Genomic DNA, 13,555 nt, shown 5'->3' on the forward strand with positions numbered 1-13,555 from the left:
TGCGCACCGCTCAGGGAGGATGAAATGTCTACTTTGTTGAATGTTCGTGATCTCGTGGTCGAGGTGCCGGCCCGCAATATCCGGATTATCGACGGTGTCAGTTTCTCTTTGGAAGCCGGCCAGACGCTGGGGCTCGTTGGCGAGTCTGGTTGTGGAAAAAGCATGACGTGCTACGCGGTGGGCAACATGCTTCCGCGGGGAATTGCGAAAACCGGCGGATCAATCGAATTCGGAGCGAACCGGACGGCGTCCGCCAAATCCGGCAAGCCGACGATCGCGATGATCTTTCAGGACCCGACAAGCAGCCTGAACCCGGTCCACACGATCGGCTACTACCTGGAGTCCGCCCTTTACCGCCACCAGGGTCTGAAAGGCATTGATGCTCGGCTGGAAGCGATGCGGCTTCTTGAGCGTGTCGGTATCGATCGGGCCAAAAGCCGGCTGCGATCCTACCCGCATCAATTCTCCGGCGGCATGAACCAGCGCGTTATGATCGCCCATGCTCTGGCAGCAAAGCCCCAACTTTTGATCGCCGACGAGCCGACGACGGCGCTCGATGTGACGATGCAGGCACAGATCCTTCATCTGCTCGAAGAACTGAAAGCCGAGACCGGCATGGCGCTGATTATTGTATCCCACGATCTAGGTGTTATCGCGCGTCTCGCCGATAGGGCGGCAGTGATGTACTGCGGAAAAATCGTCGAGACGGCGCCCGTTGCGGAATTGTTTGAAAGACCGGCCCATCCGTATGCTCGCGCTCTGATCGAATGCATGCCGAGTATCGAGGCGGACGATCTCGAACCGCCGGTCCCGATCCCCGGATCTGTACCGCTACTCGATAACCTTCCCCAGGGCTGTTATTTCCATCCGCGCTGTTTGCGAGCGACGGCAGAATGTTCGACGCGGTTTCCGGCGCCTGCGAATGTCGGCTTCGCGCATGAAGCGGCCTGTTATCATCCGGTGGCTGCATGAGCGCGCCCCTCCTCAAGACACGCGACTTGTCGAAGGCCTTCGGTCAGAAGACCGGCTTTTTCTCGAAGTCGACCAGCCTGTTTGCTTCCAGGAAGATCAATCTGGAACTGGCGCCCCGCGAGAGGCTCGGAATTGTCGGGGAATCCGGAAGTGGCAAATCGACACTCGGCAGACTTCTCCTCGGCCTGACACCGCCAACGAGCGGTGACATCTGGTTCGAAGGCGTGAACCACAAGGAACGGACTGCTCAGGACTGGAAGAACTTCCGCATACACACATCGCTCGTTCAACAGAACCCCTTGTCGGCTTTGAATCCGCAGATGACCATCGGCGAGCAGATTGCCGAGGGCCTTATTGTCCATCACGTGACGGACCGAGCGGTTGCCTATGAGCGGGCTGCGGCCATGCTTGAGCGGGTTGGCCTGTCGAGCGTAATGATGGACCGCTATCCGCACCAGATGTCTGGCGGCCAAAGACAGCGCGTCGTTATCGCTCGGGCTCTCATCCTTGATCCGAAGCTGGTCGTCTTCGATGAAGCCGTATCCGCTCTAGATGTCTCCGTTCAGGCGCAGGTTGTGGCGCTGCTGCGGGAACTCTGGCGTGACTTAGATCTTGCCTACGTCTTTATTACCCACGACCTACGCATTGTTCGTCATCTCGTTGACCGGATTGCGGTGATGTATCTGGGGTGCGTCGTCGAGACGGGTGATATCAGGTCGGTCTACCAATGGCCGCGTCATCCTTACACACGTGCGCTACTTGCATCTGTCCCTACCATGGACCCGACTGTGCGCAACGTCGAACCGCCGATCAAGGGTGAGTTGGACATAACGAAAGCCGGTCAGGGCTGTGCTTTCCGTTCGCGCTGTCCGTTTGCTATCGACAGATGCACGAATGAGACGCCAGCACTTCGATCGGTCGGGGACCAGCAGGTGGCATGCCATAGGGCTGAAGAGTTCCCTCGATCAATCGCTTCCTTGCCGGCAGACTCGCAGCAGAAGGAGATTGCCTAATGGTGGCATTCATTTTTGCCCGCCTGGTCCGGGCTGTCATTGTGCTTGTATTCACCGTAACGCTTGTTTTTGTTGTTCTGCGCTTAAGCGGAGATGCCGCGCAACAGATGTTGCCTGACACTGCGAGCCCCGAGGCGTTGGCCGCCTTCCGGACCAAGTGGGGGCTCGATCGGTCTATTGTCGAGCAATACCTGATTTACGTCGTTAACGCATTGAGAGGCGATTTCGGGACTTCATACGCCGATGGCCGAGACGTCTTCGATGTCGTCAGTGAGCGAATCCCGAAAACGCTGCTTCTTACGGTCTCGGCCTTTGTTCTTAGCATGTTGATCGGAATTCCAGCCGGCATCCTTGCTGCGGTTCGGCGGGAGTCCGCTGTTGACAAGGGCGTCATGGCAGGCGCTGTACTCGGCTACAGCATTCCCAACTTTCTGCTGGGTCTTGTGTTTGTCTTTGTATTCGCTGTCTGGCTGCGGGTGCTCCCGAGCTCGGGAAGTTCGTCATGGAACCACGTGATCCTGCCGGTCGCGACATTTGCTTTGTTCAATGCCGCCGCCATTGCGCGGTTCATGCGCTCGACCCTGATCGATGTTCTTGGCCAACCTTACATCGCTGCGGCTCGCGCTGACGGCATCCCAAACTGGGAAATCATACTCCGCCATGCTTTGCCAAACGCGGCGATACCTATGGTGACCACGCTCGGCTTCACCGCTGGTGGACTGCTGGGCGGCGCCGTTCTGATCGAACCAGTGTTTGCGTGGCCGGGGCTCGGCAGCGGTTTCGTCGCGGCAACCAGCAGCGGCGACCTGTCGGTCGTTCAGGCAATGATCCTGTTCTTCACGGCATTTATGGTGACGATCAACCTGACCGTCGATGTCCTCTACGCGGTTCTCAACCCCAAAATCAGGAAGCACTGACATGACGACAGCGACAGCTTCACGCTCGTTGAAGAGCACCGTGTGGGCTCCCTTTCATCGTATGCCGGTCATCATTGGACTGTGCTGTGCCTGGATTGCCATCGTCGTAATCATCGGCATCACGGCGCGGTGGGCAGCACCCTATGATTACCTCCATCAGGACCCGCTGGCCCGGTTTGCCAAGCCGTTTGTGTCGGTAGCTCATATGCTCGGGACCGACTACCTTGGCCGAGACGTTGTCAGCAATCTCTTGGTTGCAACCCAGACGACCCTGATGATCGCGGTCGTCGGATCGCTTATTTGCGCCCTGATCGGCACATGCCTGGGGCTGATCGCCGCCCATTTCGGCGGGTGGATCGATAATGCGATCATGGGTTTTTCCGACGCCATGGCATCTGTTCCATTCATCATCGTCGCATTAGGTATTCTCGCAATCTTCGGGTCGAGCCCACTGTTGTTTGTTTTTCTGGTCGGGTTCGCGAACTGGGAACGCTATGCGCGCTTGACCCGGGGGCTCGTGCTGAGCGCGAAAGAGGAAGGGTATGCGGAGGCGGCACGGATCGTTGGCGTGCCGCCGATGCGAATCTACTTGCGTCACATGCTGCCGAACATTGCGGGGCCGCTCATCGTACAATTCACTGTCAATTTCCCGGAAATCATTCTTCTCGAAAGCGGTTTGAGCTTTCTCGGTCTCGGCATCCAGCCCCCGGCCACGAGTCTCGGATTGATGGTCGCTGACGGCCGTAACTATCTCGCTATCGCCTGGTGGCTGGCTGCGTTTCCGGGCGCGGTAATCGTGTTGACAACCCTGTCGATCAGCCTGCTCGGCGACTATCTGCGTGACCGCTTCGATGCGCGGCTCCGTTAAACGAAAGGAAACAAAATGAACCCGCTGAGAATGACGCCAAAGACAATGCGCGTCGCTGGCCATCGCGGCCATAGCGAAGGCGCGCCGGAAAATACGTATGCTGCGTTTCGCGCGGCCCGCGAGTTTGCCGGACCCGGCGTGACCTGCGAAACTGACCTGCGCATTACCAGTGACGGTGAACTGGTCCTGATACACGATGAAACCGTCGATCGGACCACCGACGGCAATGGCCTGATCTGCAACATGGCCTATTCCGAGATTGCCGCCTTGAGTGCCGGCCGATGGTTCGGCGAGGAGTTTAGAGACGAGCGAATTCCACGCCTCAGGGACGCGCTGCACTTCGCCCGCGAGCACAACATCATCTATCAGCTTGAGCTGAAGACCTATGGTCATGACGACGTGTTCTTCCCGAAGCTCCGGGCGATCATCGATGAACTCGATTGCGCTGACCTGCTGCAGTTCTCGTCCTTCGACTTTGTCCAGCTCCGGGCTCTGAAGAAATCTATTCCAGAGGTGCCGACTGTCGGCTTGTCGCATTCGCGCCTTCTCGATCCGGCCGCCATCGCACGCGAAGCCAACGTTGATGCCATCAACCTTGAGATCCACCATTTTCCAAGCGGAGAAGCAATCCAGCTCCATGACGGCGGGATTGCGACTTTCCTCCACGTTCCACCCCCGAGCAAACTGAAGAGTCTCAAGACGTACGGCGTCGATATCGAAGCCGACGTCGTTCGCTGGATTCGCGAAGGTCAGCTTGATCAGCTCATCAGCAACGATGTGTCGCAGGCCGCGCGGCTCAAGGACGAAGCCAATGGCTGATTTGCATACGGGGCACACGGTAGAGGCCATCGTAGAAGAGATTGCGAGAAAAGCGGGCGCACTCGCCCTTCAGTATTTCCGCAAGCTCGCTGATTTGCCTGTCGAGAAAAAGGGCCATCTTGATCTCGTGACGGAAGCTGACAGGCAGGTCGAAGAATTCCTAATCGCCAATCTCAAGAGATCTTTTCCGGAAGACGGCGTCTATGGCGAGGAAGGTGGCGAGATCAATGGAACGTCCGGACGGACCTGGGTCATCGATCCTATAGATGGGACGTTCAATTTTGTTCGTGGCGGCCAGAACTGGGCGATTTCCATCGGACTTTATGAACACCGTCGGCCGGTCTTTGGTGTGATCTACGCCCCCGTGCGAGATTTGATGCTGACTGGCGGCAGGGACGTCGAGACGCAATTGAACGACAAGCCCTTGCAACCAATTCCTCCGCTCGATCTTTCCCGGGCTTCAATGGGAGTTGGTCTTCATCCGTCGGTGGCGACCGAAGACCGGCTCGAAGTTGTTCGCTTCATCTCCGATGATCTTCGTATCAGCTTCCGCTGCTGCGGTTCGGCAACGTTGTCTCTCATCGAGGTGGCGATGGGTGAAACCGATGGCTATGTGTCGTTGGGCGATTCGACCTGGGATGTGATGGCGGCGTTGCCGATACTCGGCAATCTTGGCGTCTCGCATACGATTGACTGGGACAGAACCGAACTACCGCAGAAGCTCCGTTTTGCTTGTGGAAGCGACACTTTTCTGGAGAAAGTAAGACCACTGCTCCAGAAAGTGGCGGTTGCTGCCTAATGCGGCGTGATGCCACCAGAATATGTCAAACACCACTCGGCGCGAAGGTCGACCAATACGCGGCACTTTGTACGCGATCGGCCGACCTCGCTCCCGGTGACGTTGAGGTTCTCCTCATCACGAGCCGAGATACCGGCCGTTGGGTAATACCCAAAGGTTGGCCGATGAGTAAGAAGAAGCCGCATCAGGTTGCTAAACAGGAAGCGTGGGAAGAGGCAGGGGTCAGAGGGCGTGTCAGCAAGTTGCCTCTTGGCCACTACACCTACGATAAGAAGATCTCTCTGGATGAGGTTCTTCCCTGTCTCGTTCAGGTTTATCTGCTGATGGTTTCGGAGGTCGAAGACGAGTTCCCTGAGAAGGGCCAACGCCGCAAAAGGTGGTGTTCACCAGCGGATGCCGCTCTGGCAGTAAATGAACCCGGACTCCAGCAGCTTCTCTTCAATTTGGGCGGCCAGAACGCCGACGTTTAGCGTCGCCGGCCAGTCGGAACTTCTGACAATCTCAGCGAGCGACGCGATCGAGGATACTATGGATATCAATCTGTTGAGAAAGACCCCGGATTTGAGAGGGGTTGCGGACATTCGACTGGTGACGCTCGAGGATGGTCCCGCGCGAGGTCAAAGACTACTCATTGCCCGGAACGCGAAGGGGATTTCATTCGAGATTGCCGTCGACAGAGGATTTGATGTCTCCAGTCTTTCTTTCAAGGGCGTGAACATCGGCTGGAATTCGCCGGCACAAATGCGGTTTCCTCCGTCTGATCCCGGCTCGGAGGACGGGTGGGGGTTCCTGCGCAACTTCGATGGCTTCATGGTGACCTGCGGACTTGACCACGTCAGCCGCCCGCGCGAAACGGATATTTCGCACTACGGACACCCCCATCTTAAAACGAGAAAAATGCCGCAGCACGGTAGGATCTCCACCGAGAAAGCGCGGTTGGTGGGATATGGGGTCGACCAGGGCAGCGAGGAAATCTTTTGTGAGGGCATCGTCAGGCAGGCAAGTGTATTTGGTGAGACACTCGAATTGCGGCGGCGCGTAACACTTGGGATATTTGCCTCTGAAATAGTGATCGATGATGTGGTTACCAATCGAGGCTTCGTCCCGTCCCATCACGCGATGATCTACCACCTGAATTTGGGGTATCCGTTTCTTGATGAGAACCTGGAGTTCACAGGTCTACCTGAACTTCTCGCGGCAAAAATGCTGGTTGAGCAACCTCTGCCAAATGACAAATACGGTGAGCGCGTGGATTCTGTAGATAGTCGCGATATTCCCTGGTCCGATCCCATCATGCTCTCAAACCCGGCGCTCGATGTATCTGTGGGCTTATCGTTCAGCCGAACGCACCTGAACAGGCTGGCGATCTGGCGAGCGTATCAATCAGGTATGTACGCCCTTGGCGTCGAGCCTCGTACCGACATCGCAGAAGACCGTCCACTCCTGCAGCCGGGGGAGAGCTGCAACTATACGATCGGATTGGTGTTTGGCTCCTATGAGGGCGCTTGAAGCTTGGCGACAGTGACGACCTTTTCCTCGAGCTGAAACCATCCGCGTGAAAAAGAGGAGGGGCGCTTCAAAGTCATGCCCGGTCTGATCAACCATGTCGTCTCGTGGGCATAGTCCCCGGCATCGGTTCTTCCAAAAATTTTACGGAAGCGGTCGCACAAAATTCCGGACATCGCAGCGGGTCGAAAAGATAGTCTTTATCACCGCGCTTTGCCATGCTGCATCTCAGTTGAAGGGAATTTGCTAGGACGCGGACTCATTAGCTGAGGCAATCCATATCCTCGTCGCTGCAAGCTTGAGGGCGGCGAGATAGTTGTCGGCACGCCGGTCGTATCGCGTCGCAAGGCCGCGCATCTGCTTGATACGGTTGAAGAACCGTTCGACGAGATTGCGCTGACGGTAGACCCAGCGGCTGAAGCTGAATGTCTGCTTTCGATTAGCCTTTGCAGGGATATTCGCCCAGCATTTGCGTTGCTTGGCAAAGTTACGAATTGCGTCAGTGTCATATGCCTTGTCGGCGAGGATCATCGCGCCGGGCTGCAGGTCACTCAACAGCTTTTCAGCCATCGGTGCATCGGCGGCTTGGCCAGCGGTGAGTTCAAGCCGAACCGGTCTGCCATCTGCATCGACGAGAGCGTGTATCTTTGTCGTCAGGCCGCCGCGCGAACGTCCCATGCAAGGATCGGCAGATCCCCCTTTTTAGCGTTGGCACCATGCTGGTGAACGCGAACACAAGAACTGTCGATCATCACAATGTCTCCATCATAACGCTTTGAAACGGCGTCCAGAAGACGATCCCAGACGCCCGCCTTGCGCCATCGGGAGAACCGATTGTAAAGCGTGGTGCGCGGGCCATAACGCTCCGGCACATCGCGCCAGGACGAACCGGTCCTGAAACGCCACAGGATGCCGTTGATCACCCGGCGGTCATCGACACGTTCAATTCCACGGCTATTGTTCGGCAAAAGAGGTGCAATGATAGCCCATTCTTCGTCGCTCAATTCGTGACGGCGCATACCAATCTCCTTCTAAAGAGATTGATGGTGTGGAACGGCCCTTCGAACCGGCATCAAGGATGCCTATTGTGGGGACGCCAATCACCACACTTTTGAAGGAACCGTTCCATGGAGAAGATTACCACAATCGGTTTTGATTTAGCCAAGTCGATCTTTCAGGTCCATGCCGTAACCGGAGATGGAAAAGTCGCAGTTCGCCGTTCCTTGAGGCGTTCGCAGGTGCTCGAGTTTTTCCGCTCAATCCAGCCTTGCCTTATCGGTATCGAAGCTTGCGGCACCGCGCACTATTGGGCGAACGCGATCGCAGCTTTCGGTCATACGGTTCGTCTGATGCCACCTGCTTATGTGAAAGCTTACGTGAAGAGAAATAAAACGGACGCCGCGGATGCCGAGGCCATATGTGAGGCGGTGACGCGTCCGACAATGCGCTTCGTACCCGTTAAATCCGGAGAAGAACAAGCCGCCGGTATGGTTTTAAAGACGCGAGAGTTGCTCGTCCGGCAGCGCAGCCAGATGTCAAATGCCATGCGCTCCCACATGGCCGAACTTGGCATCATTGCTGCAACCGGGATGCCCAGTATCGCCAAGCTTGTCGTCATAGTACGCGACGAAGAAGATCATCGGCTTCCCCCTTCAGCTCGGGCGGCGCTGTTGGAAATGGCCGATCAAATTGAAATCCTGACGGGAAGGATTGAAAAGCTCGATAGCAAGATTGTCGCCGCAGTGAAGGCTGATGATGCCGCTCGCCGTCTGACAACGATCCCCGGCGTCGGACCCATCATAGCAGCGACTGTCCGGGCATCAGTTCCAGACCCTGCGGGCTTTCGGACCGGGCGCGATTTGGCGGCCTGGATCGGCATTACACCGTGGGCGAACTCCAGTGGAGGAAAAGAGCGGCTTGGTAAGATATCAAAACGTGGCAACAAGCAGTTGAGGACTTTGTTAGTCGTTGGCGCGACTTCAATCCTGAAGCAGGCCCGACGAGGCGCGAAACTACCAGCTTGGATCGCCTCTGTGCTAGCGCGGAGACCCTATAAGGTCGCTGCGGTAGCGCTGGCCAACAAAATAGCGCGTACAATATGGGCGCTCCTTGTCAAAGGAGGGACGTATCAGACCCCGGCAGTCATGATCAAGGCATAGACAGAATTCCCGGCGTTATGTGCCGGGATAGCGGCAAGGTACAACAGCGTGATGAACCAATGGAACGCAACCTCAATATCGATCAGACCGTGTGATTCAGGGCGCCGTAGAGCGCGTGAGATTGATTAGGCGATCGACATTGCGGACTTCATCGTGGCCAGCGGGCTATACCGCATCAATAGGCCGAACATATGAATGCACCGTCCGATGGTGAACTACGAGGAAAATACCTTGCTAACCGGGCCGTTCCACATATGAATCACACACCGCCAATAAAATCACACACCGCCAATAAGATGAACCCTGTTTATGGGGACACTGCCTAGACACGAGGACGGAACCAGACGAACGTGAAGAATAACACAGCGAATGGCTTGGTTCCATCCTCGACGGGCAGATTGAGGTCCACGGTGACAAGCGCCTGACAAATAAACTGGCAATCGCCAAATTGTTTCCCAGCGTTCACTGAAATCGACTTACCGCACCTCTGCAGCAGCGGCAGGATATATGGCAGTGTAAACTCCATTTTCGAACGCGGTTCAGGGCACCTACGATTATCGAAAAAGGATAACGGCTGCAGGAATATATATGACTATGAAAAGTGCGGGCGTTGTGGCCTTACTGGGTGTGAAATCGCCGTCAGTTTTTGAACTTACTGAACACGTGTTTATGGCATTTAGTATAGCCGTATGCGGGATTTCCGCCTTCCGTTTTGTCAGCGGGAAGCCGCGAGACAGTGGAATGACCCGTACTGCAATCTGAGCCTATGAAAGAAACACAAAATCAATCAGCGAGAGAGAAACTTTTGTTTCTCTGAATCAAAAGCGGACCGAGGCAATCATGCCATTTTATCGACTTTGAGCCTGAATTGAAGTTTATTCGCATCAACGAGTAAATACTTTAATGGTGATTGTAAGACGAAATAGGTTAGGCCCGTCATGAATACCTAACAGGTCCCACTAGAAGGCATCTTGATTTAATAAAATTGCTCATAATTCAGTTAAGAGCGCGACGATGTATTATGTACCGATAAGACCGTAAATTATTCTGGGCAATTGTCGAATGAAATTATTTCGAATTTTATTTGCTGAAATAATTTCGCAATACATTATAATATAAGATAAATGCCTGAAAACAATACATAGTCCCATGTCAAATTACAAAGCAAGTGAACGGTGCATACGGCCGAATATGTCCGATCTTATTTGATATTTGAATTTAAAGTACTCAGTATTCAGAAATACTTCAATAACTGTGCGCATTCGTCAACAAAAAATTACGAAGCCTACTCCTCTTCAGAATCGTAGATGTCAAGGTGAGGTGCCTGCACGTCGACCCTACGTTTGACGCCAGCGCTCTTCCAAGCAAGTAAAGCCATGTCGTCCTCTGAGCGGTCGGAAATTACCAAATCTGGAAGATCATGCAGCAGGGGTATACCAGGCGTTCCTTGGCGACAGCGGATGTAATGGCGAAGGTCGGTGTCCCATGCTTCCTCTCTACCGGTGAAAAACTCGTTATGGAATTGCAACCTTTTTCCTTGTGTCACAGCACTAAAATCGTAACTTCGGGTACCGGTCGAGAGTTTTAGGTTTGGTCTCGCTTCCTTTATATCGCGATCAAACTTTACATAGTAAGCCAAACGCGTGCTCGCTTCGCTAGCCCTGTACGCGAGTCTTTCGTCTTCAGTTGCCGCGTCTTCTAAAGTGTCTTCAGAAACGTAGGACAGCATAGTTTGAACAGCAAAAATGCAAATGTCTTGGGCGAGGACGGAATCAATCCAATATTTTGCAGCCCCATATATTTCATCAACAGTCGGATGAGAATGCCCCAGATCCCTTGCGATCCGAACCATTTCCATTGGAAAAAGCATAGGCATGAGGGGCACAGTCTGCCTCCATCGAGGTTCCGGATCTGCACTCTCTACCAGTTGCACAAAGTGATCCCCATCAATGTACTTGAAGGTGTAGAATAGAAGAGCAACCTTGCCAAAATACGCCGACCTATAGCTTAACCAGGCCACGATGAGATGAGCTTCGTCATCGCGGCCGTCGAGAATGAAGGTTGCGTCCGGATTCACCTGAATCGCGCTGTCGAGGATATCTTCAAGAGTGCTTATAGTCTGGTCAGTAACCCTGTAGTTTGTCTCAGAGATCTTACCGTTCTCGATCTCGCGTATGATGACTGGTCGTCCAACGATCTGATGGGACAAAAATTTGCGAACCGGCTTATCCTCATCTAAAGCAGCAACACGAAATACATTGAATTCGTGAGCGACGATTGGAACGCCGTCCGCCGTGAGCGCAATGTCAATTTCACAAAGGTTTCTATGCCCCTCTCCAATCGCGGACAAAATAGCTGTTTTCGTACATTCTTGAATTCCCTTTCCCAAGTTAAACATGCCTCTGTGCTCAACAACCTGAACATCGAGTTTCTCGTCAAGCTTTTGGAGCAGATTTGGCGTCGAGTAACGTGCCAGCACTTCAGAGACACTTGTTCCAGCGGGGAGATCCCACTCTAGTTCCCACATCGGCCAGTTGGTATCACTCCGTCGTCTCGGCTTCCTCTGAGAAAGCACCTGCAGGTAAGTTAATGTTGAGGACTCACAGAAAAATAATAAAAAAAGAAAAATGCCTGCTCTACCTCCATTGTTTATGCCGCTATTTTCTTAAATTGACTAGATAATATTAATAGTCTGCATACCGAATATATTTATAGATAGCTTTACCTGTCTTATTGACGTAAGCGCTTACGTTATTAACTCTGGGTTCTAACCAATCGACAGGTGGGCCAGTAGCATTACGGCGGCGGCAGGATATATTCAAATGTAAATGGCGTGATGTTCGGGAATTTTACATGGCACATCAATGAGCATGGTGGTTGATACAGAGCAAAAACTAACTATGCAATAGGCGTAGTAAATTGCAAATTCTTTACAGAAATATGCATCACATGAATCGAAATATTATAACTCATTGCATTGATAAAGCGATAAAATGAAATACTTCCTCCGATGATTGTGATTTGAAATGCCTAAATTAGCATCGAGATGGGGAGTAGGTGAGAATTACGCGAACGTTAAAATTGTTTGGCCGAACATCACGCCTTTGTCGGCGATTTCAATAAGATGCGTGTCCCACTTGTAGAAAGTCTTAATAACAATCAATATTTTAATAGGGTAAAAAGACGAAATACTTCGGTGCTCATTTTAAAATTAGTTAATTTAAATCAATCCCGTGATTGATGATTTTGAGTACCAATAATACGGCCACCGAAGCCCATTTAATTATGAGATATAACTGAATTTATATTCAAAAATCAGTCACTAATTCGAGATGTATGACAGTCAGCCGATATTCAACATTATCGACAGCTCGAATCTACAAGACCGGCGTGAACTTAAACTCGTTCTAATTCACACCGCGAATGCTCGCCGCAGTTTTGCACAAAAAAGTCTCATAGCTGCTCAACGCTCGTGGATAAATTTAATCACTAATACTGATGTTCCCATTGATCCACCTAAAGACAAAGTGGTCAAGCGCTTTTGCGAAGTTGCGGGCTGCCCAGGTCCAACAGATATACCCAATGTATCTTTGATGTACGTTTATTGCTCGTTTCAAGAAATGCGAGAGTATGCACAGAAGCGATTTTATGACGGCGCTTCCGACGGAGACGCAGTTATCTCCACCGTCCCACCCTATGCCGAAGGGATAACAAAACAAACTATGAGGTTGTGGCAGAAAAATGTTTATCAAAATACAAGCAACGAGACACATGATTTGGATGCTTACATTGCTTTTCTTCCGAGTACGTCGCTTCAAAATCCGATTTTCTCGCATATGAAGATCGGCGGCAATAGCTTCTTAGCGCCATCCCGGATTGGTCCCTTCTGTGTTGAAATAATCGCGGTCGGCAAGACTCTCTTTCAGGATAACGGGCTGAAAAAGGAGCCCAAGATGTGGTGTGATATGGCTTTCACTTCCTTGTGGAAGCGTTTGGTCTAACGTGCAGAGGTGTGTTGGCGGGGATGAAGCAAGGGTGTCCGTTTGTAACAAAATGTAACGATCCCACCTAAGTATAAAATTATGTATTCAGCATTAATATAATCATTTTGTTTCCAATATGTAATACGATTTCCGATGTTGTTATTGCTGCCGTTATGTAAGCGTTGTCACAACATGATACCGTATGACTTTCTCTTCATCATGGACGAAGTAATATGTTTATCATAATTCGTTTTATATCGTCCGTTATTGAAATGTAAGTTCTGAAGCTCGGTTAATTCAATTCAAATCTAGATTGACGACACGAATGATTTAAAAATGATTACAGGTAGTGGATATTAATAAGACATAATAATCGCCATTATAAAATGGCGATATCATTTTATAATGGAATAACACATTTATTAGTACAAGGATAATACGTAGAAATACGTTAAAAATATGAGGTTACATAGGTAGATATATTGTCGTGTATGAAACACGAAGTGAGATATTGTATGT

The 13,555-nt window shown here is 52.2% G+C and carries 12 protein-coding genes; 10 read left to right on the plus strand and 2 right to left on the minus strand.

Annotation, left to right across the window (positions count from 1 at the left end; genetic code table 11):
• The first annotated feature begins 24 nt into the window (after nt 1–24).
• The 8 genes from G6L28_RS21705 to G6L28_RS21740 are packed head-to-tail and all read left to right on the plus strand — an operon-like array spanning nt 25 to nt 6,897.
• A complete protein-coding gene (locus G6L28_RS21705) occupies nt 25–972 on the plus strand; it encodes an ABC transporter ATP-binding protein (protein WP_012478152.1) in 948 nt (315 codons plus the stop codon).
• Nucleotides 969–1,985: an oligopeptide/dipeptide ABC transporter ATP-binding protein gene (locus tag G6L28_RS21710; protein ID WP_065657611.1), complete on the plus strand. Its 1,017-nt coding sequence runs from the start codon at nt 969–971 to the stop codon at nt 1,983–1,985. Before G6L28_RS21705 ends, G6L28_RS21710 begins: the two co-directional genes overlap by 4 nt.
• Nucleotides 1,985–2,902 (plus strand): ABC transporter permease, encoded by a 918-nt coding sequence (locus tag G6L28_RS21715; protein ID WP_174000892.1) that lies wholly within the window; start codon nt 1,985–1,987, stop codon nt 2,900–2,902. Before G6L28_RS21710 ends, G6L28_RS21715 begins: the two co-directional genes overlap by 1 nt.
• Before the next feature lies 1 nt (nt 2,903).
• Complete coding sequence (locus G6L28_RS21720; protein ID WP_065657612.1) at nt 2,904–3,770, plus strand: ABC transporter permease; 867 nt, start codon at nt 2,904–2,906, stop codon at nt 3,768–3,770.
• A gap of 45 nt (nt 3,771–3,815) precedes the next feature.
• Nucleotides 3,816–4,589 carry a glycerophosphodiester phosphodiesterase gene (locus G6L28_RS21725; RefSeq protein ID WP_327786361.1) on the plus strand — a complete coding sequence of 258 codons (774 nt, stop codon included), beginning with the start codon at nt 3,816–3,818 and terminating at the stop codon, nt 4,587–4,589.
• Nucleotides 4,582–5,388, plus strand: coding sequence for an inositol monophosphatase family protein (locus tag G6L28_RS21730; protein WP_065657613.1), 807 nt, complete (start codon nt 4,582–4,584; stop codon nt 5,386–5,388). The genes G6L28_RS21725 and G6L28_RS21730 overlap by 8 nt, the downstream gene beginning before the upstream one ends.
• Nucleotides 5,388–5,858 (plus strand): NUDIX hydrolase, encoded by a 471-nt coding sequence (locus G6L28_RS21735; protein WP_065657614.1) that lies wholly within the window; start codon nt 5,388–5,390, stop codon nt 5,856–5,858. Before G6L28_RS21730 ends, G6L28_RS21735 begins: the two co-directional genes overlap by 1 nt.
• Before the next feature lie 58 nt (nt 5,859–5,916).
• Nucleotides 5,917–6,897 (plus strand): aldose 1-epimerase family protein, encoded by a 981-nt coding sequence (locus tag G6L28_RS21740; protein WP_065657615.1) that lies wholly within the window; start codon nt 5,917–5,919, stop codon nt 6,895–6,897.
• 243 nt (nt 6,898–7,140) lie between these two features.
• Here the strand turns inward: G6L28_RS21740 and G6L28_RS21745 are convergent.
• Nucleotides 7,141–7,913 (minus strand): IS5 family transposase gene (locus tag G6L28_RS21745; RefSeq protein ID WP_410171767.1). Its coding sequence is split into 2 segments (ribosomal slippage): nt 7,141–7,584 and nt 7,587–7,913, totalling 771 coding nucleotides; the frame shifts between segments, so codons are not numbered across the junction.
• A gap of 108 nt (nt 7,914–8,021) precedes the next feature.
• Between G6L28_RS21745 and G6L28_RS21750 the strand changes: the two genes are divergently transcribed.
• Nucleotides 8,022–9,053: an IS110 family transposase gene (locus tag G6L28_RS21750; protein ID WP_174000893.1), complete on the plus strand. Its 1,032-nt coding sequence runs from the start codon at nt 8,022–8,024 to the stop codon at nt 9,051–9,053.
• A 1,285-nt stretch (nt 9,054–10,338) separates the two neighbouring features.
• Here the strand turns inward: G6L28_RS21750 and G6L28_RS21755 are convergent.
• Complete coding sequence (locus G6L28_RS21755; protein ID WP_065656786.1) at nt 10,339–11,580, minus strand: glycerophosphodiester phosphodiesterase family protein; 1,242 nt, start codon at nt 11,578–11,580, stop codon at nt 10,339–10,341.
• A gap of 805 nt (nt 11,581–12,385) precedes the next feature.
• Here G6L28_RS21755 and G6L28_RS21760 point away from each other — a divergent pair.
• Nucleotides 12,386–13,054 (plus strand): RolB family protein, encoded by a 669-nt coding sequence (locus G6L28_RS21760; protein WP_065659466.1) that lies wholly within the window; start codon nt 12,386–12,388, stop codon nt 13,052–13,054.
• Nucleotides 13,055–13,555 lie beyond the last annotated feature (501 nt).

This window comes from Agrobacterium larrymoorei, from assembly GCF_013322225.1.
Classification (GTDB): Bacteria; Pseudomonadota; Alphaproteobacteria; order Rhizobiales; family Rhizobiaceae; genus Agrobacterium; species Agrobacterium larrymoorei_A.

Bases quoted from the DNA above. Each gene is read 5' to 3' on its own strand.
- G6L28_RS21760 (WP_065659466.1), top strand. From the start codon at position 12,386: ATGTATGACAGTCAGCCGATATTCAACATTATCGACAGCTCGAATCTA.
- G6L28_RS21725 (WP_327786361.1), top strand. From the start codon at position 3,816: ATGCGCGTCGCTGGCCATCGCGGCCATAGCGAAGGCGCGCCGGAAAAT.
- G6L28_RS21710 (WP_065657611.1), top strand. From the start codon at position 969: ATGAGCGCGCCCCTCCTCAAGACACGCGACTTGTCGAAGGCCTTCGGT.
- G6L28_RS21730 (WP_065657613.1), top strand. From the start codon at position 4,582: ATGGCTGATTTGCATACGGGGCACACGGTAGAGGCCATCGTAGAAGAG.
- G6L28_RS21705 (WP_012478152.1), top strand. From the start codon at position 25: ATGTCTACTTTGTTGAATGTTCGTGATCTCGTGGTCGAGGTGCCGGCC.
- G6L28_RS21735 (WP_065657614.1), top strand. From the start codon at position 5,388: ATGCGGCGTGATGCCACCAGAATATGTCAAACACCACTCGGCGCGAAG.
- G6L28_RS21755 (WP_065656786.1), bottom strand. From the start codon at position 11,580: ATGTGGGAACTAGAGTGGGATCTCCCCGCTGGAACAAGTGTCTCTGAA.
- G6L28_RS21750 (WP_174000893.1), top strand. From the start codon at position 8,022: ATGGAGAAGATTACCACAATCGGTTTTGATTTAGCCAAGTCGATCTTT.
- G6L28_RS21715 (WP_174000892.1), top strand. From the start codon at position 1,985: ATGGTGGCATTCATTTTTGCCCGCCTGGTCCGGGCTGTCATTGTGCTT.
- G6L28_RS21720 (WP_065657612.1), top strand. From the start codon at position 2,904: ATGACGACAGCGACAGCTTCACGCTCGTTGAAGAGCACCGTGTGGGCT.
- G6L28_RS21740 (WP_065657615.1), top strand. From the start codon at position 5,917: ATGGATATCAATCTGTTGAGAAAGACCCCGGATTTGAGAGGGGTTGCG.